The sequence below is a fragment of the Dietzia natronolimnaea genome (genome assembly GCF_002289575.1).
GTDB classification, from domain to species: domain Bacteria; phylum Actinomycetota; class Actinomycetes; order Mycobacteriales; family Mycobacteriaceae; genus Dietzia; species Dietzia natronolimnaea_A.
The window spans coordinates 1-22,624 of sequence record NZ_NTGA01000031.1 but is presented as its reverse complement, the minus strand read 5'-3'; the positions used below and the strand labels follow the sequence as shown (position 1 = coordinate 22,624).

20 protein-coding genes and 4 tRNA genes are annotated in these 22,624 nt (G+C 70.3%); 15 read left to right on the top strand and 9 right to left on the bottom strand.

Annotated features, from left to right (window positions below; translation table 11 throughout):
* Nucleotides 1-48: 48 nt before the first annotated feature.
* A complete protein-coding gene (locus tag CEY15_RS15440) occupies nucleotides 49-1,212 on the bottom strand; it encodes a YgfZ/GcvT domain-containing protein (RefSeq protein WP_095719175.1) in 1,164 nt (387 codons plus the stop codon).
* Nucleotides 1,213-1,250: 38 nt separating this feature from the next.
* Here CEY15_RS15440 and CEY15_RS15435 point away from each other — a divergent pair, with 38 nt between their 5' ends.
* The gene (locus CEY15_RS15435) at nucleotides 1,251-2,171 is read left to right on the top strand and encodes an aminodeoxychorismate lyase (protein ID WP_245847655.1); all 921 of its coding nucleotides are present in this window, start codon (nucleotides 1,251-1,253) and stop codon (nucleotides 2,169-2,171) included.
* 45 nt (nucleotides 2,172-2,216) lie between these two features.
* Here the strand turns inward: CEY15_RS15435 and CEY15_RS15430 are convergent, their stop codons facing one another.
* The 4 genes from CEY15_RS15430 to CEY15_RS15415 all read right to left on the bottom strand — a co-directional run bounded on the left by CEY15_RS15430 (nucleotide 2,217) and on the right by CEY15_RS15415 (nucleotide 5,156).
* A complete protein-coding gene (locus CEY15_RS15430; protein WP_095719173.1) occupies nucleotides 2,217-2,906 on the bottom strand; it encodes an FABP family protein in 690 nt (229 codons plus the stop codon).
* Between the two features lie 119 nt (nucleotides 2,907-3,025).
* Nucleotides 3,026-3,526, bottom strand: coding sequence for a hypothetical protein (locus CEY15_RS15425; protein ID WP_095719172.1), 501 nt, complete (start codon nucleotides 3,524-3,526; stop codon nucleotides 3,026-3,028).
* A gap of 48 nt (nucleotides 3,527-3,574) precedes the next feature.
* Complete coding sequence (locus CEY15_RS15420) at nucleotides 3,575-4,405, bottom strand: sulfurtransferase (protein ID WP_095719171.1); 831 nt, start codon at nucleotides 4,403-4,405, stop codon at nucleotides 3,575-3,577.
* A 10-nt stretch (nucleotides 4,406-4,415) separates the two neighbouring features.
* Nucleotides 4,416-5,156, bottom strand: coding sequence for an LmeA family phospholipid-binding protein (locus tag CEY15_RS15415; RefSeq protein ID WP_095719170.1), 741 nt, complete (start codon nucleotides 5,154-5,156; stop codon nucleotides 4,416-4,418).
* Between the two features lie 84 nt (nucleotides 5,157-5,240).
* On the opposite strand from CEY15_RS15415, the gene CEY15_RS15410 reads away from it, so the two are divergent.
* The 6 genes from CEY15_RS15410 to pstB all read left to right on the top strand — a co-directional run bounded on the left by CEY15_RS15410 (nucleotide 5,241) and on the right by pstB (nucleotide 11,052).
* On the top strand, nucleotides 5,241-5,930 hold the full coding sequence (locus CEY15_RS15410; protein ID WP_017835270.1) for a winged helix-turn-helix domain-containing protein: 690 nt from the start codon (nucleotides 5,241-5,243) through the stop codon (nucleotides 5,928-5,930).
* On the top strand, nucleotides 5,927-6,865 hold the full coding sequence (gene mshD / locus CEY15_RS15405) for a mycothiol synthase (protein WP_095719169.1): 939 nt from the start codon (nucleotides 5,927-5,929) through the stop codon (nucleotides 6,863-6,865). The genes CEY15_RS15410 and mshD overlap by 4 nt, the downstream gene beginning before the upstream one ends.
* A 248-nt stretch (nucleotides 6,866-7,113) precedes the next feature.
* Entirely contained in the window at nucleotides 7,114-8,223 is a 1,110-nt protein-coding gene (pstS, locus tag CEY15_RS15400) for a phosphate ABC transporter substrate-binding protein PstS (protein WP_095719168.1), read from the top strand.
* Nucleotides 8,224-8,299: 76 nt separating this feature from the next.
* The gene (gene pstC, locus CEY15_RS15395) at nucleotides 8,300-9,352 is read left to right on the top strand and encodes a phosphate ABC transporter permease subunit PstC (protein WP_095719167.1); all 1,053 of its coding nucleotides are present in this window, start codon (nucleotides 8,300-8,302) and stop codon (nucleotides 9,350-9,352) included.
* Nucleotides 9,352-10,266 carry a phosphate ABC transporter permease PstA gene (pstA, locus tag CEY15_RS15390; RefSeq protein WP_017835266.1) on the top strand — a complete coding sequence of 305 codons (915 nt, stop codon included), beginning with the start codon at nucleotides 9,352-9,354 and terminating at the stop codon, nucleotides 10,264-10,266. The genes pstC and pstA overlap by 1 nt, the downstream gene beginning before the upstream one ends.
* 9 nt (nucleotides 10,267-10,275) lie before the next feature.
* Nucleotides 10,276-11,052, top strand: a complete 777-nt coding sequence (pstB, locus tag CEY15_RS15385; RefSeq protein ID WP_095719166.1) for a phosphate ABC transporter ATP-binding protein PstB — start codon at nucleotides 10,276-10,278, stop codon at nucleotides 11,050-11,052.
* A gap of 105 nt (nucleotides 11,053-11,157) precedes the next feature.
* Here the strand turns inward: pstB and phoU are convergent, their stop codons facing one another.
* The 3 genes from phoU to CEY15_RS15370 form a co-directional block, all read right to left on the bottom strand.
* Nucleotides 11,158-11,922 (bottom strand): phosphate signaling complex protein PhoU, encoded by a 765-nt coding sequence (gene phoU, locus CEY15_RS15380; protein ID WP_095719194.1) that lies wholly within the window; start codon nucleotides 11,920-11,922, stop codon nucleotides 11,158-11,160.
* A 104-nt stretch (nucleotides 11,923-12,026) separates the two neighbouring features.
* The gene (gene dusB, locus CEY15_RS15375; RefSeq protein WP_017835263.1) at nucleotides 12,027-13,205 is read right to left on the bottom strand and encodes a tRNA dihydrouridine synthase DusB; all 1,179 of its coding nucleotides are present in this window, start codon (nucleotides 13,203-13,205) and stop codon (nucleotides 12,027-12,029) included.
* 85 nt (nucleotides 13,206-13,290) lie between these two features.
* Nucleotides 13,291-13,366, bottom strand: a tRNA-Lys gene (locus CEY15_RS15370).
* Nucleotides 13,367-13,528: 162 nt separating this feature from the next.
* Between CEY15_RS15370 and CEY15_RS15365 the strand changes: the two genes are divergently transcribed.
* From CEY15_RS15365 to CEY15_RS15335, 7 genes are all read left to right on the top strand, one after another.
* Nucleotides 13,529-13,601: transfer RNA gene (locus CEY15_RS15365), tRNA-Glu, on the top strand.
* 158 nt (nucleotides 13,602-13,759) lie between these two features.
* A tRNA-Asp gene (locus tag CEY15_RS15360) sits at nucleotides 13,760-13,833 on the top strand.
* A gap of 51 nt (nucleotides 13,834-13,884) precedes the next feature.
* Nucleotides 13,885-13,958: transfer RNA gene (locus tag CEY15_RS15355), tRNA-Phe, on the top strand.
* Between the two features lie 85 nt (nucleotides 13,959-14,043).
* A complete protein-coding gene (locus tag CEY15_RS15350) occupies nucleotides 14,044-17,331 on the top strand; it encodes an arabinosyltransferase domain-containing protein (RefSeq protein WP_095719193.1) in 3,288 nt (1,095 codons plus the stop codon).
* 70 nt (nucleotides 17,332-17,401) lie between these two features.
* Complete coding sequence (locus tag CEY15_RS15345) at nucleotides 17,402-18,187, top strand: enoyl-CoA hydratase (protein ID WP_017835261.1); 786 nt, start codon at nucleotides 17,402-17,404, stop codon at nucleotides 18,185-18,187.
* Nucleotides 18,175-19,425 (top strand): CobW family GTP-binding protein, encoded by a 1,251-nt coding sequence (locus CEY15_RS15340; RefSeq protein ID WP_095719165.1) that lies wholly within the window; start codon nucleotides 18,175-18,177, stop codon nucleotides 19,423-19,425. The genes CEY15_RS15345 and CEY15_RS15340 overlap by 13 nt, the downstream gene beginning before the upstream one ends.
* Before the next feature lie 184 nt (nucleotides 19,426-19,609).
* Nucleotides 19,610-20,500 (top strand): LuxR C-terminal-related transcriptional regulator, encoded by an 891-nt coding sequence (locus CEY15_RS15335; RefSeq protein WP_017835259.1) that lies wholly within the window; start codon nucleotides 19,610-19,612, stop codon nucleotides 20,498-20,500.
* A 102-nt stretch (nucleotides 20,501-20,602) separates the two neighbouring features.
* Here CEY15_RS15335 and CEY15_RS15330 read toward each other — a convergent pair whose 3' ends face one another.
* Nucleotides 20,603-21,178: a cob(I)yrinic acid a,c-diamide adenosyltransferase gene (locus CEY15_RS15330; protein ID WP_095719164.1), complete on the bottom strand. Its 576-nt coding sequence runs from the start codon at nucleotides 21,176-21,178 to the stop codon at nucleotides 20,603-20,605.
* Nucleotides 21,179-21,311: 133 nt separating this feature from the next.
* Between CEY15_RS15330 and murA the strand changes: the two genes are divergently transcribed.
* Complete coding sequence (gene murA / locus CEY15_RS15325; protein ID WP_031264392.1) at nucleotides 21,312-22,595, top strand: UDP-N-acetylglucosamine 1-carboxyvinyltransferase; 1,284 nt, start codon at nucleotides 21,312-21,314, stop codon at nucleotides 22,593-22,595.
* Nucleotides 22,596-22,624 lie beyond the last annotated feature (29 nt).

The window sequence follows — 22,624 nt, the reverse complement described above, 5'->3', positions numbered from 1 at the left end:
GCCCGGCCCGGAATGTCCGCCCGGGTGTCGCGGGGCGGCCCGCGACACCTACCCCTGGCCGCGCAGCCTGCGGATCGCCTCGCGTCCGGCCTGCGGACCGGAGTCGTCCGGGAGGGAGTCGGGGTCGAGGGCGGCGGAGACCCCGTCCACCTCGAGGGCGGTGCCCGGGGCGACCGACCTCTTGATCAGGGCGAGCGCCACCGGACCGTCCTCGTGGTGATGGACGACGGTGCCCACGCGGCCGACGGGGCGACCGCCGGCCGTCACCGCGGCTCCGGAGGTCAGGGACTGGTCCCCGCCCGAGCCGTCCAGGTGCAGTCGGACGAGGACCCGGGGGGACTTGCCCAGGTTGTGGACGCGGGAGACCGTCTCCTGACCCCGGTAGCACCCCTTGTCCAGATGGACCGCGCCCCGCTGGGCCACCTCGCCGATCCACGCGGGGACCTCGTGGGGGATGGTCTTCTCGTCGGTGTCCACGCCGAGCCGTGCCCGCAGCGGGACCGACTCGGCCGTGCGCATGGCCTCCAGCGCCCACGACCCCGCGGGGCGGGCGCCGGATCGGACGGCCGAGTCGAACCACGCGGTCAGGTCGGCCCGGGGGACGAGGAGGTCGATCGAGCCCGCGGCCGGCCACGGCATCCGGCGGGCGATACCTCCCCCCGGGAGCGGGGCGCTCGCGTAGTCCCCGCGGGGGAGTTCGACCGGGGTCCCGTCCGGTGCGGTGATCGTGTCGGGCAGTCCGGTGCCGGCGAGAGTGACGACGACGAGGTCGGCCGTCTGCGGGGTGGCGTCGGCCCAGAAGACCATCCGGGTCAGGAACGCGAGCAGGGCCGCACCCCGCCCGGGCTCGGTGTCCACCACGAGCGTCCCGTCGACGTCGGCCAGCACCATGTGGTGCTCCACCCGCCCGTTGGCGTCGAGGATCAGCGTCTCGGCCCCCGAGCGGTCAGGGAGGTCCGCCACGTGCTGGGAGACGAAGCCCTCGAGCCAGGACAGCCGTTCCGCGCCCCCGATGGTCAGGACGTCACGGTGGGAGCGATCCACGACCACCACGTCCGTGGTGGCCGCACGCTGCTCGGCGAAGGGGTCCCCGAAGTGGAACGGGACCCCGGCGTCGGGGCCGGGGCCGGGGGCGTCCACGGCCCCGGGACGGTCCAGGATCGGGCTGCGGTAGCCGGGGTCGGTCCGGTCGGGCGCTGCTGGGACGGTCACGATCGCGATCCTACGTGCGTCGTCGTAGTGTTGCCGCCATGGGCACTGTGGCGTCAGAAGGAGTCGACGGGGCGGCGGACCGCTCGGCGAACACGCGGGTGGTCGTCCTGGTCGCGGGGGGTCCGGAAGGCCCCCGGCCCCGGGTGCACCCGGCCGGTGAGCCGTTGCTCCTGGCGGATGACCTCGCGGCCGTGCGGGGGGACGGATGTTTCGAGACCCTGCTCGTGGTGGGTGGTCGGCCGGCCAAACCCGAGCGGCATCTCGCCCGGCTGGCCAGGTCGGCCTCGGCGCTCGGCCTCCGTGGGCCCACAGCCGATCAGTGGGAGGCGGGGATGGCCCTCGCCGCCCGCGAATGGGGCCCGGAGTCCGAGGGGATGCTGCGACTGGTGCTGTCCCGCGGCCCGGAACGAGGGGGCCCGGAGACGGCGTACATCACCGTCGCACCCGTCGGCCCGCACGCCGTGCGGGCGCGGGCGCAGGGCATCGCGGTGACCGTGCTGGGTAGGGGGTTCCCGGCGGACTTCGCGGCGTCGGCGCCCTGGATGCTGCTCGGCGCCAAGACCCTGTCCTACGCGGCCAATATGGCGGCACTGCGCCACGCGGCCGCGAACGGGTTCGACGACGTCGTGTACCTGTCCTCCGAGGCCGAGGTCCTCGAGGGCCCACGGTCGACGGTCGTCATCGCCCGATCGGGCGGACTCGTCAGCCCGCCGGCCGAGGTGGGGATCCTCGAGGGCACCACGCTCGGGGCGCTCGCGGAGGTGGCGCGGCGCGACGGGGTCCCGGTTCACCGCGAGAGGCTCCTGCTGTCGGATCTGCTCACCGCCGATGCCGTGTGGTTGCTCTCCTCTGTCACCCTCGCCGCACGGGTCCGCCGCATCGATGACGTGACGCTGGACGGCGCCGATCCCGGGATCGACGTGGCCGGGATGGTCGACCGCGCCGTCGGGCGGGCCTGACTGCTGCGCCCGGGCCCGGCGGTGAACCGCCAGGCGGGCGGTGGGTCAGCCCGCGACGCGGCGCAGGCGCGCCGACATGTGCGGGACCAGGCCCCTCTCCGGATGCACGCGCTCCTCGACCCACCCCAGGTCGCCGCCCTCCACGATCCCGTAGATCCGCTTGGCGCCGCCCCGCTCCGGGCCGGTGGGCGAGGCCAGCACCACGTCGGTCGCCATCTCCCACGCGGCCTGGTTGATCGGCGTGCCGTAGTACATCTCGATCACACCGGAGGCGTGTGCCACGAGGAACTCGATCTGGTCGTCCTCGGAGATCCGCCAGAACCCCGACTCCCGGTACGCGGCGTCGTCCAACGCCCCGCCCGAGTCGAACGTCCAGGCCCGGGAACTCCAGCTCAGGTAGTTCTCCCCGTCGTGCGCCACGACGATCTGCTGGCCGAAGCGGTGCTCACCACGGTCGGCGGTGTCCGCCTCGCCCTCGCCCTCCCAGACCCCCACCAGGGGCAGCAGCGCCAGGAGGCCCGGGTGCAGGTCCGGTCCGAACCGGAGGTTGGCCGTGTCCTCCGGGATCGGGAGCTCGGAGAAGGCCGGGATGTTCCGGCCGGCGGTCTGCTCGGAACGCTGCGCCGCGGCATCGACCGCCGCATTGGCGGATCCGCGCACGACCGAACCGCCGTCTCCCCCTTCGGGGGTGGACGGCGTGGGGTCGACCGCGCCGGTGGGGTCGCTGTCCGTCACGACTCGTCGGTGACCGTGCGGTACACGATGTAGCAGGTCACCCAAGTGATGGCCAGCGTGCAGAGGACGAGGAGGATCTCGAAGAAGAGCACCATGGTCCAATCCTAACCCCGAGGCCGTCAGCCGAGTGAGATGCGGGCGTCGATCGAGTGGATGAGGCAGTCGTCCGAGGGCACCACGAAGTCCTCGCTGACCCGCGCGCGTAGCCCCAGGACGGTCACGAGGGTGAAGTCCGCGTGGACGACGCCCTCTCGCCCCGGGGGATCGACGGTGATGACGATGTCGCGCACCTCCCGGATCGTCGAGTACTGCAGGTGCAGATGCAGGTCCCATTTGAGATGGTCGGCGCCGAACCCGGTTTTGAGCCCGTTCTCGCGACGGACGCAGTCGGGGGCGAAGGGCACCCGGAACGCCGCCGCGGGGAGCGTGAGCGCCGTGAGGTACATCCGCACCGCCGCCTCGCGCTCGGCGGGCGAGTACGGGCCGGGGTGGTCGGGGACCTGCGGGACCGCACCGCGACGCTGGTCGATGCCGACGAGGGCGGCGGAGGCGACGGAGGCGCCGACCGCGACGACGGAGGCACGGGCGGCCATGCCGAGCGCTCTGGAGAGAAGTGACATGACCCAGAGATTAGCGACTCGATCGTCCGCGCGGGGAGGGGAGAATCCTCACCTCTCGACGGGGACGCCGATGAGCGAGCCGTACTCCACCCAACTGCCGTCGTAGTTGACCACGGCGGGCTGGTCGAGGAGCTCGTGGAGGACGAACCACGTGTGGCTGGAGCGCTCCCCGATCCGGCAGTAGGTCACCACGCGACGGCCAGGCTGGTCGAGCAGGTCCGCGTAGATCTCCCGCAGGTCGGCGTCCGTCCGGAAGGTGCCGTCGCGGGTCACCGCGCGGTTCCAGGGGATGCTCACGGCCCCCGGGATGTGGCCGCGCTGACGGCCGCCCTCCTGCGGCAACCCGGCCGGCGCCGCGAGCCGGCCTGTGTACTCGTCGACGGAGCGCACGTCCACGAGCGCGTCGGTGCCCAGGCCCGCCAGCACGTCGTCGCGGAACGCGCGGATCGACAGATCCTGCGGGTCGGCGACGTAGTCGGTCACGGGCCGTCGGGGCAGATCGGTCGTGAGCGGCAACCCGTCGCGCTCCCACCGCATACGGCCCCCGTCGAGCAGTCGCACGTCGGCGTGACCGTACAACCGCAGGTACCAATACGCGTAGGCCGCGAACCAGTTGTGGTTGCCGCCGTAGACCACCACGGTGTGGTCGCGGGTGATCCCCCGCGCGGACAGGAGCTCGGCGAACCGCTCGCGGCCGACGAGATCCCGCGCGTACTCCTCCTGCAGCTCCGTCCGCCAGTTCAGTGCGACGGCACCGGGGATGTGACCGTCCGTGTGGTACGCCGCCACGTCCTCGTCGACCTCGAGGAAGACCACCGAGTCGTCGTCGAGGCGCGATTCGGCCCAGCTTGTGCTGACCAGTACGTCGTCGCGACTCATGCCGGCGAGTCTAGTGGTCCGGCCGGGCCAGGCCCCCGAGTGGCGTTGTGCCCGGGGCGCCGGTGCCGCCGGCGGTGATCGTCCCGCCCCTGACGGTGAGGGTCTCCACCGCGACGCCGAGGGGCAGGAGCTCCGGGGAGAGCGTGAGCGCGGTCCGTCGCAGCGCGAGGTCGGGGTCCTGGTCGGGGAGGCCGGAGGGCCCCGTCGCGGCGGTGACGGGGACGAGGTGCGCGCCGCGGTCGTCGACGACGAGGTCGACCTCGGCCGAGACCCGGGTGTCGGTCCCCTCGAGCGTCCCGGTGACCCGGGCGCGGTGCTCGACACCTCCGGCCAGACTCGGGTCGTCGGCGCCACCGACCAGGACGTCGCGCATCCCCAGGGCGGGGCCGAGCGCATCGCCGGTGATCTGGACGGCCACGCGCTCCACGACCGCGGTCATGTCGGCGGACCGGTCCGCCGGGAGATGCAGATCGGTGACGAGGGCCTCCACGGCCACCGGACCGAGGCCCGGGCGGGTGACACCCTCGACGCGGATCGACGCCGACTCCAGCGTGCCGGGCCCGGTCCACCGTGCGGTCGGACCCCCGCCGAGCATCACCGACGGGGCCGGGACTCCCGGCGTGGCGGGACGGATCCGGGTGGACACATCAGCCTCCACCCTGGAGGCGTTGACGGAGTCGACGGTGACGGCGCCGGCCAGTGCGACGGCCAGGGTGGCGGCCACGACCGCGACGGTGCGACGAGCTCTCATGGGGTTCAGGTCTACTCCGATGGCCGGAACTGGGGGACGTGTCGCTAGTATCGTCTGGGCGCCCGGACGAGGAGGAAGCGACACATGGACGTAGTGCTCCTCACGGCTGAATCAGACCCTGAGACGGTGGTCCCCGCCCTGTCGCTCCTGCCGCACTCGGTCAGGCTGCTCCCGCCCCTCGCCTCCTCCGTGGGCGAGTTGGCCGGTGCCGCGCTCGCCGTGGTCGATGCGAGGAGTGATCTCGCGGCCTCGCGCGCGCTCTGCCGCCTCCTGTCGGGGAGCGCGGAGATCTCCGTCATCGCGGTCGTCTCCGAGGGCGGGCTGATCGCGGTCAGCGGGGACTGGGGGCTCGACGACATCATCCTGCCGACCACCGGTCCCGCCGAGGTGGACGCCCGGTTCAGACTGTCCGCCGCGCGTCACTCCTCGCAGGGCGAGTCCGACGGAGGACTGCTCACGGTGGGCGAACTCGTGATCGACGAGGAGACCTACGTGGCCCGGGTCAAGGGCCGACCGCTGGATCTGACCTACAAGGAGTTCGAGCTCCTCAAGCACCTGTGCCAACACCCCGGGCGGGTGTTCTCGCGCGCCCAGCTCCTCCAGGAGGTCTGGGGCTACGACTTCTTCGGCGGCACCCGGACCGTCGACGTCCACGTCCGGCGGCTGCGCGCCAAGCTCGGACCGGACCACGAGTCCCTCATCGGAACCGTGCGTAACGTCGGGTACAAGGCGGTCCGGCCGACCGACCGCAGGGAGGACGGGGGAGACGCATGACCGCCATCGAGCGTTCGGTGGACGACGCCACGGCCGCGATGGTCGAGGCGGTCGCCCGTGAGGCCGGCGACGAGGACGGGGTGCCCCCGCTCGGCGAGCAGCCGATGCGGTCCCTCCGGTCGGACGACGGGCAGGGTGTCCGCCATCTCCTGATCCGCGGCGACGGGGGAGGGGTCGTCGGTTACGCCCAGCTCGCCGGCGAGGGCGGGGACGCGACCGCCGAGATGGTCGTCGCCCCCCGGGAGCGTCGACGTGGTGTCGGTTCGGAACTGGTGCGCACCGTGCTCGAGTGGGAGCCCGCCGCCGCGGTGTGGGCGCACGGCGACCTGCCGGCCGCGCGAGCGCTCGCCGCATCGGCCGGTCTGGTGCGCACCCGAGAGCTCCTCAAGATGCGTCGGCGCGCGACCGACGGCCCCGCACTCCCCGTGACGAGCCCCGCCGAGGGGATCGAGACGGGAACCCTGGCGGAGGCGGTCTCCGAAGGCGGGGCGCGGTGGCCCGGATTGGACGTCCGGGAGGAGTTCCTCCGCGTCAACAACGCCGCCTTCTCGTGGCACCCGGAGCAGGGCGGGTGGAGCCGCGGGCAGCTCGACCAGCGTCTCGCGGTGGAGTGGGTGGACCCCGAGGGGATCTTCCTGGCCGTCGACACCGCGGGACCGGTGCCGCGGCTCGCGGGGTTCCACTGGACCAAGACGGTCACCGAGCCCGGTTCCCCCGTGGAGGGTGAGGTCTACGTGGTCGGGGTCGACCCGGCCGACCAGGGTCGGGGACTCGGGGGGATGCTCACCTCGCTCGGGGTGGCGCACCTCGAGGGGCCACGGGGTGCGGAGTCGGTGGTGCTCTACGTGGAGGGCGACAACACGGCTGCCCTCAAGACCTATGAGAGGCTCGGGTTCACCGTCGAGCACCGCGATGTGACGTACACCTCGGGGTGAGGAGTCGGGTCAGGCGACCCGCCGCCCACCTATATGCCCTGGTCGTCGCATTGCGTGAGACGTGAATAAGCGTACTATTCGTGACGCATCCGCTGAGTTCATCTCTAGTTCACCTTCTCCGGCGGGGCCGTTCATATCGGGCCCTTAGGTTCTGTCCTCGTCGGGTCGCGGTATCGGCCCGGCTTTGTGTTGCAGTCACCACAGACGTGTCCCGGAGGGCTCCCCGCCGGACGAAACAAGGAGATTCAGTGGACCTCAAGCGCACCGGTGCTCTTCTCGGCCTCACCGCCCTCACCGCCGTCGGGTTGGCCGCCTGCTCGGATGACAACACCGGAAGCGGCGACACCGCGGCGCAGAGTGTCTCCGGCGCGGAATGTGAGGGCAAGCCGACCCTGACGGCGTCGGGCTCCTCCGCCCAGAACAACGCCATGACGATCTTCGCGAACTCCTACGCCCTGAGCTGCGAGGGCCAGACGCTGAACTACAACTCCAACGGCTCGGGCGCCGGCGTGAGCGAGTTCACCGGCGGGATCACGGATTTCGGTGGATCCGATTCCCCCCTGAAGGAGGCCGACTACGCGGCGGCCGAGGAGCGGTGCGGCTCCGAGGCGTGGAACATCCCCGCCGTGTTCGGCCCCATCGCCGTGGCGTACAACCTCGACGGCGTCGAGCTGAAGCTCTCCGGCCCCACCCTCGCCAAGATCTTCAACGGCGAGATCACCACGTGGAACGATCCGGCGATCGCCGAGGAGAACGAGGGCGTGGACCTCCCGGACGAGTCCATCACCGTGATCTTCCGGTCTGACGAGTCCGGCACGACGGACAACTTCCAGAAGTACCTCGATGCGGCCTCCGAGGGCGCGTGGACGCAGGGCGCAGGCAAGACCTTCACCGGTGGGGTCGGCGAGGGTGCCCGCGGCAACGAGGGCGTCTCCGGTGCCATCGGCCAGACCCCGGGCACCATCACCTACACCGAGTGGTCGTACGCCAAGAACCAGAACCTGTCGATGGTCAAGGTCATCACCCCCGCGGACCCGGAGGGTGTGGAACTCAACGCCGAGACGTCCGGCGTGACCATCGACTCCGCGCGGCTGGAGAACGAGGGCACCAACGACCTCGTCATCGACACCTCGTCGTTCTACGTCCCCGAGTCCGCGGGCGCGTACCCCATCATCCTCCCCACGTACGAGATCGTCTGCTCGTCGTACGAGGATCCCGAGACCGCCGCGGCCGTCCGGTCGTTCCTCAACATCGCGGTGGCGGAGGACGTCCAGGCGCAGCTCGAGGACGAGGGATACATCCCCGTGCCGGACGCCTTCCGCGAGCAGCTCCTCACCGCGATCTCCGAGATCTCCTGATCCACCGGTCACCGGCCCGCCGCCGAACTCGGCAGGCCGGTGACCGACCATCTCCCCCCGAGCGACTGAAGGTCCAATGACAGTTCACGAATCCGTCGACCGCCACGCCGACCGGAGCACCGGGCAGTCCGGCGAGCTCTCCGGCAGCACGGGGTCGGAGAGCTCGCCGGAGAAGAGCGCGAAGAGCGATCTCCTCGCCGGGAGGTCCTCCCGGGGCGCGGACGCGGTCTTCCGCAGCGCCACGGTGGCGGCCGGCGGCGTCATCGTCGCCCTGATCGCGCTGATCGCGATCGTCCTGGTCATGCAGGCGGCGCCCTCACTCATGGCGAACAACGTCAACTTCTTCACCTCGTCCGAGTGGAACACGACCAATCCGGACGACCTGAGGTTCGGCATCCTCGACATGTTCAGGGTGACCGTCCTGAGTTCGATCTTCGCGCTGGTCCTCGCGGTGCCGGTGTCCATCGGCATCGCGACCTTCCTCGTCCAGTACGCACCGCCCCGGCTCTCCAGGTCGCTGTCGGCGCTCATCGACCTCCTGGCCGCCGTCCCGTCGATCATCTACGGCATGTGGGGCCTGATCGTCCTCGGACCGTGGCTGGTCCCCCTGTCCGAGTGGCTCAACCAGAACCTCGGGTGGATCTTCCTCTTCGGCGACGGCAACGTCTCGATCGCCGGTGGTGGCACCATCTTCACCGCCGGAGTGGTCCTGGCGATCATGATCCTGCCGATCATCACCTCCATGTCGCGCGAGACCATCCGGCAGACCCCCTCGCTCCACCAGGAGGCCGCGCTGGCATTGGGTGCGACCAAGTGGGAGAAGATCCGGATGACGTGCTTCCCCTACGCGAAGTCCGGCATGATCGCGGGGTCCATGCTCGCGCTCGGGCGTGCGCTCGGTGAGACCGTCGCGGTCCTGATCATCCTCCGTGCGGCGAGCGCCCCCGGCACCCTGTCGCTCTTCGACGGCGGCTTCACGTTCGCCTCGAAGATCGCGTCGGGCGCGGCCGAGTTCAACCACCCGCTGCCCACCGGCGCCTACATCGCGGCCGGACTGGTGCTGTTCATCCTCACCTTCTTCGTCAACCTCATCGCACGCTCCGTGTCCGGTGGAAAGGTCAACGGCTGATGACCCAGGCAACGTCCGACCTCGCCAAGCCCGCCAAGCCCTCGGAGACATTCCTGCCCATCGCCGGCAGCCGCAGGGCGAAGGACAAGGCGGCGACGGTGGTCTTCTCCCTGTGCTTCGTGCTGGCGGTCATCCCGCTGGTGGCGCTGCTGTATAAGGTGATCGAGTCGGGAATCCCCGCGGTCATCAACCCCACCTGGTGGACCAATTCGTTCTTCCTCGTGTCGCCGTCCTCGATGGCGGGCGGTGTGGGTCACGCCATCTACGGCAGCCTCGTCCAGGCGGTCATCGCCGCCGTCATCTCCATCCCGCTCGGCGTGGCCGCGGGCATCATGTTGGTCGAGTACCCCGAGTCGAGGCTCGCACGGCCGACCACCTTCATGGTCGACGTGCTCGCCGGCGTGCCCTCGGTCGTCGCGGCCATCTTCATCTTCGGGGTCTGGGTCTCCGTTCTGCGGTTCCAGCTCAGTGCGTTCGCGGTGAGCCTCGCGCTGGTGCTGCTCATGCTGCCCCTGATCGTGCGGTCGACCGAGGAGATGCTCAAGCTCGTCCCGGACGAGCTCCGCGAGGCGTCGTACGCACTCGGCGTCCCCAAGTGGAAGACCATCGTGAGCATCGTGGTCCCCACCGCGCTGTCGGGCATGATCTCCGGAGTCTTCCTCTCGATCGCCCGCGTCATGGGCGAGACGGCCCCGGTGCTGATCCTCGTGGGCTACACGGCGAGCTTCAACTACGACCTGTTCCAGGGGAACATGGCCTCGCTGCCGCTGTTGATCTTCAACCAGCTGTCGAACCCGACCGAGGCCGGCCAGTACCGCATCTGGGGCGCAGCCCTCACCCTGATCATCATCATCGCCCTGGCGAACGTCCTCGCCACGTTCGCTTCCAAGGCGCTCGCGCCGAAGACCAAGTAAGGACCTGTCATGGCCAAGCGACTCGACCTCGAGAACGTCGACATCTTCTACGGCGACTTCCACGCCGTGAAGGACGTCGACCTCCACGTCCCCCCGCGCTCGGTGACCGCCTTCATCGGCCCGTCAGGCTGCGGCAAATCCACCGTGCTCCGCTCGCTCAACCGCATGCACGAGGAGATCGCGGGCGCGTACGCCACGGGATCCATCAAGCTCGACGGCGTGGACATCTACGACAAGAAGGTGGATCCCGTCGCCGTCCGCCGGACCATCGGGATGGTGTTCCAGCGGCCCAACCCGTTCCCCACGATGTCGATCAAGGAGAACGTCACCGCCGGCCTCAGGCTCCAGGGCGTCAGGAACAAGAAGACGCTGGACGAGGTGGCCGAGAAGTCGCTGCGTGGCGCGAATCTGTGGAACGAGGTCAAGGATCGTCTGGACAAGCCGGGCGGCGGGCTCTCGGGCGGTCAGCAGCAGCGCCTGTGCATCGCGCGCGCGATCGCCATCGAGCCCCAGGTCCTACTGATGGACGAGCCGTGTTCGGCGCTCGACCCGATCTCCACGCTCGCGGTGGAGGACCTCATCGCCGAGCTCAAGAGCGAGTTCACCATCGTGATCGTCACGCACAACATGCAGCAGGCGGCGCGCGTGTCAGATCAGACCGCGTTCTTCTCGCTCGAGGCCACCGGGATGCCGGGCCAGCTCGTCGAGGTCAACTCCACCGAGAAGATCTTCTCGAACCCGGACAACAAGCAGACCGAGGACTACGTGTCCGGCCGCTTCGGCTGAGTCACCGCACACAGCAGAGCGCCCCGGCGCCCGCCCATGAGGCGGGGGCCGGGGCGCCTCTCGTTGGCGCTCGGTTCTCGGTGGCCGGGGCCGCCGGAACCGCCGTCAGCTGGGGTCGCGGTCGTCCTCCACTGAGACGCGCTGTGTCAACGACCGGTCGGCTTCGTTGAAACGGCGCACCAACTCCTCGTTGGAGGCAGGGGAGTGTTCCGGGTCGTCTTCCGCCGTGGTGGCGTACTCACCGGTGGCGAGGAAGATCACGCGCTGGGCCACCTCGACGGCGTGGTCGGCGAACCGTTCGTAGTAGCGGCCGAGGAGGGTCACGTCGACCGCCGACGCCACCCCCCACTTCCACTCCCGGACGGTGAGCAGGGTGAACAGATGGCGGCGGAGGTCGTCGACGGCGTCATCCTGTTGGGCCAGCGTCGCCGCCTGCTCCGCGTCCCGGTTGAGCAGCACCTCGGTGGCCGACCGGCCGAGGGAGACCGCGACCCGGCCCATCTCGGCGAAGTACCCGTTGACGGGCTCGGGGAGGACGCTCTCCGGGTGCCTGCGGCGCACGATCTTGGCGACGTGACCCGCCAGCGTGCCCATGCGGGTGAGGTCCTGGACCAGCTGGATGGAGGTGACCACCTGCCGGAGATCGCGAGCTACAGGGGCCTGGAGTGCGAGGAGCGCGAACCCGCGCTCCTCGTTCTCGGTCGCCAACCGGGCCATCTCCGTCGAGGACTGGAGAACCCTCTCGGCGGCCGTGAGGTCGGCCTGGAGGAGGGCGTGGGTCGCAAGCTCCATGTCGTCGGTGGCGAGGGAGCACATCCGGGCCATCGAGGTGGCCAGATCCGCGAGTTCTTCGGAGTAGACGAGACGCATGAGAACCAGCATACGGGCATGTCAACCGCACAATCGATCACGGCGATGAACGGCATATGAACAGGCGGGCACGCCGCCGTCGCCCCGGTCTGACGGGGTGTGGTTCAGCCGCCCGAGTTCTCGGCGTCCGCGCCGGCGAGCGCCACCGCGTCGTCCTCCGGATCGTCCAGCCAGCCCTCGGGTAGCAGGACACGGGAGGGTGATCCCTGTCGACCCCGGGGGCCGTATCCGTCGGCGGGGAACGGCTCGTCCGCGGGCAGGTCCGCGAGCATCTCCGCGAGATCGTCCAGGGTGCGGACGGCCGACAGGGCGACCCGCTTGCCGGAGCCGGCCGGGAACCCCCGCAGGTACCAGGCCACGTGCTTGCGGATGTCGCGCATCCCTTTGTCCTCGCCGTGGTGCTCGGCGAGCAGTTGGCCGTGCCGATACATGATCCGGGCGACCTCGCCCAGCGTGGGCGGGGTCGGGGCCTGCCTTCCGTCCAGGGTGGCGGCGAGTTCCGAGAACAGCCACGGTCGGCCCAGGCACCCCCTGCCGATCACGACGCCCGCGCACCCGGTCTGTTCTCTCATCCGAACGGCATCATCGGCGGAGAAGATGTCGCCGTTGCCCAGCACGGGCACATCGGAGACCGCGCCGATGTGCTCGACCAGGCGGGAGATCTGGGACCAGTCCGCCGTGCCCGAATACCGCTGGGCGGCGGTGCGCGCGTGCAGGGCGACGGCCCTGGCGCCCTCGTCGACGGCGATGCGGCCGGCGTCGAGATGCGTGTGATGCTCGTCGTCGATCCCCACCCGCATCTTCACCGTGACCGGGATGTCGGTCCCCTCGGTCGCACGGACCGCCGCGGCGACGATGGAGCGGAACAGCCGTCGCTTGTACGGGATCGCCGATCCGCCCCCTCGCCGGGTGACCTTGGGGACCGGGCAGCCGAAGTTGATGTCGATGTGGTCCGCCAGGTCCTCGTCGACGATCATCTTGGCGGCGGCGTAGGTGTACGCGGCGTCCACCGTGTAGAGCTGCAGGCTGCGGGGGGACTCGTCCGGCGCGAACGTGGCCATGTGCAGGGTCCCGGGCTGGCGTTCGACGAGCGCCCGGGCCGTGACCATCTCACAGACGTAGAGCCCGGACACCGAGCCCTGCTGCTCACGTTCGAGCTCGCGGCACAGGGTGCGGAAGGCGACGTTGGTGACGCCCGCCATCGGCGCCAGGACGACCGGAGAGGCGAGCTCGAGGGGGCCGATGCGCAGGGCGGGCGCGCCGGTGGCGGTGGGTGCGGACATGGGTACGAGTGTCCCAGTGCGGCGCGGGCAGGTCCAATGCAGCGCCGGGGGCGCGGTCAGTCCTGCATCGCGCGCCGGCGGCTCGTGGTGCCCCCAGTCGGGCTCGAACCGACGACCTGCGGATTAAAAGTCCGTAGCTCTACCAACTGAGCTATAGGGGCGACGGTCACGATACCGTCCTCGTCCGCGTCGGCAGGCAGCGCCTTGGGCAGCGCCTCGGGGAGCGGCTCTGGCACAGCTCTTTCCCGGCTGGTTTCGACGTCCGATGGGCCGTGCCCTAAACTCGATTGCGCTGCGGCCCGGCGATCCCGGACGTGGCTCAGGCCCCCTTCGTTTAGCGGCCTAGGACACCGGCCTTTCACGCCGGCAGCGCGGGTTCGAATCCCGTAGGGGGTACTCGGCAGAGAAGTCCCGGTCACCGTTCGTCGGTGGCCGGGACTTCTGTCGTTCGTGGGTCAGTTCCCCCCGCCGACCTGCACCGGGACCGTCGCCGAGCTACTGATTTGCGTCCGGGGGGCAGCGTCGATTACTGTTCTGTCTCGTGCGAAACGCACGGCCCTGTGGCGCAGTTGGTTAGCGCGCCGCCCTGTCACGGCGGAGGTCGCGGGTTCGAGTCCCGTCAGGGTCGCAGGAGACAACCGGCGCATTCGGTGTTCACCGGATGCGCCGGTGGTCTTATGGCCAGGTAGCTCAGTTGGTACGAGCGTCCGCCTGAAAAGCGGAAGGTCGTCGGTTCGATCCCGACTCTGGCCACAGCGAGTACAGCGCGTCGGAGGGTTTCCCTCCGGCGCGTTCGTCGTTTCGGGGAACGTCCGTTCCTCGTTATAGCGTGGACGTCATGCCATCGACTGCCGCCGAGGTCCGTGACGCCCCGGACAGGTCCCGCACAGGACCCCGGTGGGGGATCGTCGCCGCGGTCAGCGGTCTGCTCGGGATCCTCCTCGCTCTCATCGTCCCGTTGCTCCCGGTCACCCAGACAACCTCGACGATCAGCTGGCCGGAGGCCGGGACACTGGACCCGGTGACGGCGCCGCTCGTGGCGTACTACCCGCTCGACCTGGTGGCCGAGGTCCCGTGCTCGGCGGTCGGGGAGTTGCGGGACCAGGGTCGTGAGGACGGGGTGCTCGTGTCCACCGCGCCGCGGGAGGCGGGTGAGAACGCCGGTGCCCGCGCACTCATGGTCACCGTGGCCGGCCCCACTGTCGAGGTGCGCAGCCGGAACGTGCTGGTCGCGTCAGCCCCCACCGAGGCCGTCGCCTCGGCCGGGGCGTGCTCGGTGATCCGCGTCGTGGCCGACTCCGGGTCGATCGCCGCGGAGTTCGTCGGTCTCGAGTCGGACGGCCGTGAGGCCGGAGGGCGGATAGACCAGGATCTCCGGCCCCAGGTGGTCGGGGTGTTCACGGACCTCCAGGGGCCGGCCCCCGAGGGCATGTCCGTCGACATCACCGTCGACTCCCGCTACACCACCCAGGCGACCGTCATCAAGCAGATCGCGATCGTGGGGGGGATCCTCGCCATCATCGTGGCGCTGGTCGCCCTGCACCGACTCGACCTGCGGGACGGGCGTGTCGGTCGACGCGTGCTCCCGCGCGGCTGGTGGAAGCCGCGGCCCCTGGAACTGGTGGTCGTGGCCACGTTGCTCGTCTGGCACGTCATCGGGGCCAACACGGCGGATGACGGGTACATCCTCACCGAGGCGCGTGCCGCGGTCTCGAGTGGCTACATGCCGGAGGTGTTCCGCTACTACGGCGCCCCGTACGCCCCGTTCGGGATGCCGTACTACCTTTACACGGCGATCAGTTCCCTGACGGTGGGCAGCATGTGGCTGCGCCTTCCGGCACTGCTGCTGGGCATCGCGTCCTGGGTCCTGCTCACCCGCGAGGTGATCCCGCGACTGGGCATCGCCGCCCGCCGCGCGGCGGCCGTCCGGTGGAGTACCGCCGCGGTGTTCCTCGCGTTCTGGCTCACCTACAACAACGGTCTGCGCCCGGAGCCGATCGTCGCCTTCGGAGTCCTGGCCACCTGGGTTTCGCTGGAGCGGGCTCTGGCCACCGGCAGGCTGCTGCCCGCGGCGACCGGCTTCATTATCGGTGGACTCACGCTCTCGGCCGCACCCACGGGCACGTTCTGCATCGCGGCGATCATCGCGGCCTCCCGCCCGCTGTTGCTACTGGTGATCCGGCGGGCGAGGCGCGACGGCTGGATCCCGACTGTGGCGCCGCTGTTGGCCGCCGGACTCGGCGTGCTCCACCTGATCTTCCTCGACCAGCCCCTGGTCACCACGCTGCAGTCCTCGGCGTTGCTCGGGGACGTCGGCCCCACCGGGCGCTGGTTCGAGGAGGTGTGGCGGTACGAGTGGCTCATGAACCCGACCCCGGACGGGTCACTGGCCCGACGGTTCGCGGTCCTGGCGATGTTCCTGTCGCTGATCACCTGCGCCGCGATCCTGTTCCGCAAGGGCCGGATCCCCGGTGTCGCGGTGGGGCCGGCCCGACGGATCGTCGGCCTGGCCGCCATGTCCATCGCGTTCATGGCTCTCAACCCCACCAAGTGGACCCACCACTTCGGAGCGTTCGCCACGATCGGCGCCGCGCTGGCGGCCCTGGTGACCATGGCCGTCCTCCCGGCGGCCACACGGTCGCTGCGCAACCGGATGCTCTTCCTGGCCGCGGTGTTCTTCGTCCTGGCGTTGAGTTTCACCTCGACCAACGGCTGGTGGTACATCTCGATCTACGGGATCCCGTGGGGCGGCGTCCAGCCGTCGATCGCGGGCATCACGTTCTCCTCGGTGTTCCTCGGTTTGATGCTCATCTCGCTCGTGATCGCGCTGGTCCTGCACTACCGGGAGCCGTTCGCGCGGCACGATGGGCCCGGGTCGGCCGATGCCGTCGGCGGCCCCGTGGTCCGGCTGCTGCGCGAGGTCTCGCACGCGCCACTGGGGCTCGCGGCGACCCTCGTCGTCGTCGTCATCGTGGCCTCCATGGCCGCGGCGGTCCGCAACCAGTACCCCGCCTACTCGGTCGGCCTCCAGAACCTCCGGGTGCTGTCCGGGAAGCCGTGCGGCATCGCGGACATGGTGCTGGCCGAGCCCGACGCCAATGCGGGACTGCTCGTCCCGGTCGGTGACCCCCGCGACCAGCTCGAGGCGGGCGCGCTGCCGGTGGAGTTCGTCCCCGACGGCATTCCCACCGACCTCACCGCCACCCAGGCCGTCGACACCGACACCCCGGGCACCGGTGAGGACTCCGACGCCACCGCCACCACCGCCGGAACCGAGGGCGGAGTGCGCGCGGGCGAGGGCATCAACGGCAGTCACGCCGCCCTGCCCTTCGGCCTCGACCCCGCCCGCGTGCCCGTGCTCGGCAGCTACCAGACCGGCCCGCAGTTCAACGCCGAGACCACCACGGACTGGTACCGGCTCCCCGCGAGGGACCCCGAAAGGGACGAGGAGAACCCGCTCATCACGATCGCCGTGGCGGGCTCGTTCGCGCCGGACGCGATCCGCGTGGAGTTCGCCACCGCACCCGCCCCCGCCACCGGCACCGGCGACCCCGCCGCCGAGCAGTTCGTGGCGGCCGGGTCCGTCCTGCCCATCGACATCGGCCCGGCGCCGTCCTGGCGCAACCTCCGGGTCCCGGTCGACATGCTGCCCTCCGACGCCACGGCCATCCGGCTCGTGGCGCGCGACCTCGACCCGGATCCGTCGCGATGGATCGCGGTCACCCCTCCGCGGATGCCGGAACTGGTGACCATGCAGCAGCTGGTCGGGGACTCGCGACCGGTGCTGCCCGACTGGGCGGTGGCGTTCCACGTCCCCTGCCTGCGCCCGTTCGAGGAGTTCGCCGGCGTCCACGAGCTGCCCGAGTACCGGGTGTTGCCGGATCGCGACCTCGCGGTGAGTTCGACCAACACCTGGCAGGCCTGGGACGGCGGCGGGCCGCTCGGGTTCATCGAGCTGCTCCTGGCCGGCGAGACCGTCCCCACCTATCTGGAGCACGACTGGTCGCGGGACTGGGGTTCGCTGGTGCGGTACGAGCCGCTGGTGCCGGAGGCGAGGACCGCGACGGTCGAGCACGGCGAGGCCGTACGGTCGGGGCTGTGGAACGGGGGACCGCTCGCCAGATGACCGGCTAGCATCGGCCCCGGAGCTTTTACAAGGAAGTCCAAGTATCCCCTGACGCAGACTGGAGCACGCGATGACCGTGACGGAGAAGCAGTTCGAGAACATCCTGGTGGAGCGCGACGACCGCGTGGCGGTCATCACGCTCAACCGACCCAAGGCGCTCAACGCCCTGAGCAGTGGCATGGAGAAGGAGGTCGTCGAGGCCGTCGAGCGTCTCGACTCCGACCCCGGCGTCGGTTGCATCGTCATCACCGGGTCGGAGAAGGCCTTCGCGGCCGGCGCCGACATCAAGGAAATGAAGGACAAGAGCTACCCCGGGATCTACCTCGAACGGTTCTTCGGCGACTGGAAGCGACTCACCGCCGCTCGCACGCCGATCATCGCGGCCGTGTCCGGGTTCGCCCTCGGTGGAGGCTGCGAGCTGGCCATGATGTGCGACATGATCATCGCGGGTGACAACGCGAAGTTCGGTCAGCCGGAGATCACCCTGGGCGTGATCCCCGGAATGGGCGGCTCGCAGCGGCTCACCCGCGCGGTGGGCAAGGCCAAGGCCATGGACCTGTGCCTCACCGGCCGGCAGATGGACGCCGACGAGGCCGAGCGCTCCGGCCTGGTCACCCGCGTCGTCCCGGCCGCGGAGCTGCTCGACGAGACAATGAAGGTCGCCGCGAAGATCGCCTCGATGAGCAAGACCACCGCCATCGCGGCGAAGCAGGCCGTCAACCGGTCCTTCGAGACCACGCTCGAGGAGGGTCTGCTCGCCGAACAGAACGCCTTCTACGCGCTCTTCGCCACCGACGACCAGACCGAGGGCATGTCGGCGTTCGCCGAGAAGCGGAAGCCCGAGTGGCGTCGCTGAGCGAGCAGCCCACGCACGGGCACCTCGCCGGGGTCGGTGGCGGGAGCGCGGACGCGCGCCGCGGCCCCGGTGAGCCCCTGCCCGTGGTGGTCCTCACCGGTTACCTCGGTGCCGGCAAGACCACGCTGCTCAACCACCTGCTGTCCGGCGCGCCGGAGCTGCGGATCGCCGCGATCGTCAACGACTTCGGCGAGATCGACGTCGACGCCACCTCGGTCGCCGGGCGTGTGGACTCCATGATCTCGTTGGCCAACGGGTGCGTCTGCTGCGAGGTCGACGCGAGCGAACTGGGCGACGCTCTGGCCCGGCTGGCCGGACCCGACCACGGGCTCGACCTGGCGGTGATCGAGGCCAGCGGTCTGGCCGAGCCGGCGGTCCTGTCACGGATGGTCCACGAGGTGCCGCGCGAGGTCGTGCGGCACGCGGGGATGGTCCAGGTGGTCGACGCCGAGGGACTCGACGACGCCATGGCACGGCACCCGAGGTTGGCGGCGCATCTGGCGGAGGCTGATCTCGTGGTGGTCAACAAGTGCGACCTCGTGGACCGCGGGCACTTCGACCGGGTCCGCGAGACGATCCGCCGGCACGCCCCCCGGGTCGCCGTGCTGCCCGCGGTCCGGGCGGCCGTGCCGACGGGTCTGCTTCTGGGGATGGAACCGGATCGGCCCGTCGCCACCGGGGCGGCGGGGAACCCGGGGTCGGCGGACGGCACGGGACCTGTGGACGGCGGGGCCCGGACCCACGACCACTCGCATCTCCACGACCACTCGCACCTCCACGACGGCTACCGGGCCCTCACCGTGACCCCGGCCGGGCCCCTGCATCCCCGACGGTTCCTCGCCGCGCTCGCCTCGCCGCCGGCCGGCGTCTACCGCGCCAAGGGAACGGTGACACTGTCCACCGCCGATGGTCAGCGACGGTATGAGGTGGCCCTGGTGGGGCGCAGACTCGAGCTCCGGGCGGGCGGACAGGGCGCCGAGGGCGTGGTGATGATCGGCGTCGATCTCGACGACGACGAGGTGGGCGCGTTCCTCGGCGACGCGGTGCTCGCCCCGGGGGAGGCGGTCGACGCGGACGCCGATCTGGGCCTGCACCCGTACCTGGTGGGAGACCCGGACTCCAGTGACGTCGAGGAGTGGATCTACGACGAACAGCGTGCCGCACCACTCACAGGAGCGGCCGCGATGCTGGCGGATCCCGAGGATCCCGAGGCATTCGATCCAGCTTTCACTCCCTGAGTGCACTCCGGTTGGGAAGCCGGTCACGGCACCCCCGGGGTTGTCGGTCGGTGGCGTCCGCCTGGGGTCGGCATCAGCCCGGCCACGTGCGTATAGTGACGCTGACGATGGTGATGTGTGGCACTTGCGGGGGGTCGTCCCCTACTCGCGGTGGGGGTATGTCACGGACGTGGGAGGAGACCTCATGGACGAGGAGAACGCCGGCCGTGGTGCAGCCGGGAGTGCTGCGGGCGATGCGCAGCGTCGACGGCGCGATCTGGCATCCGTGCGCAGCGCGATCTCGGCCCTGCGGGAGGCCACCGGGATCCCGGTGACGATCGGCGGGGTCGTCGGCGAAGGCCACACCCTCGTGCTGTCCGAGTCCCTCGGAATGCGCACCTCGGCGATGAAGGACCTCACCGTCCACTACGGCGCCGGCGTCGGCGGTCGGGTCATGGCCACCGGCAAGCCGGTCGGGGTGGCCGACTACCCGCGGGCCGGGGTGATCACCCACGAGTACGACCTCCCGGTTCTGTCCGAGGGGCTGCGCTCGATGGCGGCCATCCCGGTCGTGGTGGGCAAGGACGTGCGAGCGGTCCTCTACGCCGGCGTTCACTCCTCGGTCCGGTTCGGCGAGAAGGTCCTCAACCAGATGGCGGTCACAGCGCGTGCGCTCGAGCAGGAGATCGCGGTCAACGACGCGCTCGCCGCCCGTGGCGCCTCCCCCATGGGGCCGGGTGCGGGGGAGGGGCGCTGGGATGACGTCCTGTCCAACGAGCGGATGCGCGACACCCACGCGCGACTGAGGATGCTGGCCTCGCGGACCGAGGATCCGGACGTACGGGCCGAGCTCGAACGGATCTGCGCCGAGATGGTCTCCCCGCCGCCGGAGATGCCGACGGCTCGTTTGTCCCGCCGCGAACTCGACGTCCTCGCCTGCGTCGCGCAGGGGAAGACCAACATCGAGACGGCCGCCGACATGGGAATCGGCGCGGAGACAGTGAAGAGCTACCTGCGCTCGGTGATGCGCAAGCTCGACGCGCACACCCGGTTCGAGGCGGTCAACGCGGCGCGGAGGATGGGCGTCCTGCCCTGATCGACGGTCGGTGTGCCCGTCCGGGGCTCCGGCTCGTCTGACCCGGCGTGTTCTCGAACTCGGCGACTTCCTGCACTCGGCGTCCTCCTGAACTCGGCTCCGTCAGCCGCGCTCGCCTCCGGGGACCCAAAGGACGTCACCCTCTGGATTGGCCACCCTTCCCAGCACGAACAGCAGGTCCGACAGTCGGTTGAGGTACCTCGCCGGCAATACGGACGTGGTCTCGGGATGGGCGTCCGCAGCGGCCCAGGCCGCTCGCTCGGCGCGCCTTGCCACCGTCCGGGCGACGTGCAAGTACGCGGCGCCGGGGGTGCCACCGGGCAGGATGAACGAGGTCAGGTCGGGAAGGTCGGCGTTGAACTCGTCGATCCAGCCCTCGAGTCGGTCGATGTAGGACTGCTCGATCCGCAGCGGGGGGTACTCGGGGGCCTCCACCACCGGGGTGGCGAGATCGGCCCCGGCGTCGAAGAGGTCGTTCTGCACGACCCGGAGTACGTGCGCGACCCGGACGTCGAGATCGCCGCAGGTCAGGGCTACCCCGAGGGCGGCATTGGCCTCGTCGCACTCGGCATAGGCGTGGAGTCGGGCGTCGTTCTTGCTCACCCGGGAGAAATCGGACAGCCCCGTGGTGCCGTCGTCGCCGGTCCGGGTATAGATCTTGGTCAGATGCACAGCCATGACGCCAACCTACTCGCGCGCCGACTCCCGGTCCCGGCTGAACGGTCGCCAGGTCCGGCCGGAGTGGTCGCGTCGTCCCCGGGCAGACCCGGGCTGCGCTGATCGCTCCCGGATCTCGCCTAAGGTGGACACCGTGAGCGGCAACCCCACGTCCCGCGAGGAGAGCTTCCTCGTCACCGGCGGAACCAGACTGGCCGGTGAGGTCTCTGTCTCCGGAGCGAAGAACAGCGTGCTCAAGCTGATGGCGGTCGCGCTGATGGCTGAGGGGCGCACCACGCTGACCAATTGCCCGGACATCTCCGACGTGCCCGCGATGGCGGACGTGTTGCGCCATCTCGGGTGCACCGTCGAGATCTCGGGCGGCACGGTCACGATCGACACACCTGCGGATCTGGGGCACGTATCCGATGACCGGGCCGCCCAGAGGCTCAGGGCGTCCGTCTGCATCCTGGGTCCACTGGTCGGTCGCTACCACCGGGCCGAACTGGCGATGCCGGGGGGTGATGCGATCGGCGATCGGCCGCTCAACTGGCACCGCGAGGCGCTCGAGAAGCTGGGCGCCACCACGAGGATGGATCACGGCCGACTGTTCGCCGAGGCCACCGAACTCACGGGGGCCAGGTACACCCTGGCGTTCCCGTCCGTCGGTGCCACCGAGACGTTCCTGTTCGGTGCGGTCCTGGCGAGGGGGACCTCGACCCTGGTCAACGCCGCCCGTGAGCCGGAGATCGTCGACATCTGTGACCTGCTGTCGAAGATGGGTGCCCGGATCAGCGGGGCCGGGACGAGCACCATCACCATCGAGGGCGTGGAGTCGTTGAGCCCGGTCAGCCACCGGGTGATCGGGGACCGGATCGTCGCCGCCACCTGGGCGATGGGGGCCGTGATGACACGGGGAGACGTGACCGTCACCGGCATCGATCCCATGTTCATCCACGTGGTACTGGAGAACCTCCGCGGTGCGGGGGCACAGGTCTCGACCGGATCGGACTGGGTGCGGGTCACGCAGGAGGGTCGCCCCCGGGCGCGGGATGTCCGGACCCTGCCGTTCCCCGGTTTCCCCACCGATCTCCAGCCGATGGCGATCGCGCTGGCCTCAGTGGCGGACGGCGCGTCCGTGATCACCGAGAACCTTTTCGAGGCACGCTTTCGCTTTGTCGAGGAAATGGTGCGGATGGGGGTGGATGCCGAGACCGATGGTCACCACGCCAAGATCCGAGGGCGTGAACGACTCGACTCCGCCACCGTGTGGGCCAGTGACATCCGCGCCGGCGCGGGCCTGGTCCTCGCAGGGATGTGTGGAGACGCCGTGACGGAGGTCTGCGAGGTGTTCCACATCGACCGCGGCTACCCCGACTTTCTCGAGAAGGTGCGGTCCCTGGGCGGCCGGATCGAACGAGTCGACACCCACCGCTGACGGACCCGATACCGCAGCGATCTGCCGTG

Coding starts and splice junctions, on each gene's coding strand:
- CEY15_RS15350 (WP_095719193.1), top strand. CDS start 14,044: ATGCCATCGACTGCCGCCGAGGTCCGTGACGCCCCGGACAGGTCCCGC.
- phoU (WP_095719194.1), bottom strand. CDS start 11,922: ATGCGTCTCGTCTACTCCGAAGAACTCGCGGATCTGGCCACCTCGATG.
- CEY15_RS15345 (WP_017835261.1), top strand. CDS start 17,402: ATGACCGTGACGGAGAAGCAGTTCGAGAACATCCTGGTGGAGCGCGAC.
- CEY15_RS15330 (WP_095719164.1), bottom strand. CDS start 21,178: ATGGCTGTGCATCTGACCAAGATCTATACCCGGACCGGCGACGACGGC.
- CEY15_RS15425 (WP_095719172.1), bottom strand. CDS start 3,526: ATGTCACTTCTCTCCAGAGCGCTCGGCATGGCCGCCCGTGCCTCCGTC.
- CEY15_RS15415 (WP_095719170.1), bottom strand. CDS start 5,156: ATGAGAGCTCGTCGCACCGTCGCGGTCGTGGCCGCCACCCTGGCCGTC.
- pstA (WP_017835266.1), top strand. CDS start 9,352: ATGACCCAGGCAACGTCCGACCTCGCCAAGCCCGCCAAGCCCTCGGAG.
- CEY15_RS15420 (WP_095719171.1), bottom strand. CDS start 4,405: ATGAGTCGCGACGACGTACTGGTCAGCACAAGCTGGGCCGAATCGCGC.
- CEY15_RS15435 (WP_245847655.1), top strand. CDS start 1,251: ATGGGCACTGTGGCGTCAGAAGGAGTCGACGGGGCGGCGGACCGCTCG.
- dusB (WP_017835263.1), bottom strand. CDS start 13,205: ATGTCCGCACCCACCGCCACCGGCGCGCCCGCCCTGCGCATCGGCCCC.
- pstC (WP_095719167.1), top strand. CDS start 8,300: ATGACAGTTCACGAATCCGTCGACCGCCACGCCGACCGGAGCACCGGG.
- mshD (WP_095719169.1), top strand. CDS start 5,927: ATGACCGCCATCGAGCGTTCGGTGGACGACGCCACGGCCGCGATGGTC.
- CEY15_RS15335 (WP_017835259.1), top strand. CDS start 19,610: ATGGACGAGGAGAACGCCGGCCGTGGTGCAGCCGGGAGTGCTGCGGGC.
- CEY15_RS15410 (WP_017835270.1), top strand. CDS start 5,241: ATGGACGTAGTGCTCCTCACGGCTGAATCAGACCCTGAGACGGTGGTC.
- pstB (WP_095719166.1), top strand. CDS start 10,276: ATGGCCAAGCGACTCGACCTCGAGAACGTCGACATCTTCTACGGCGAC.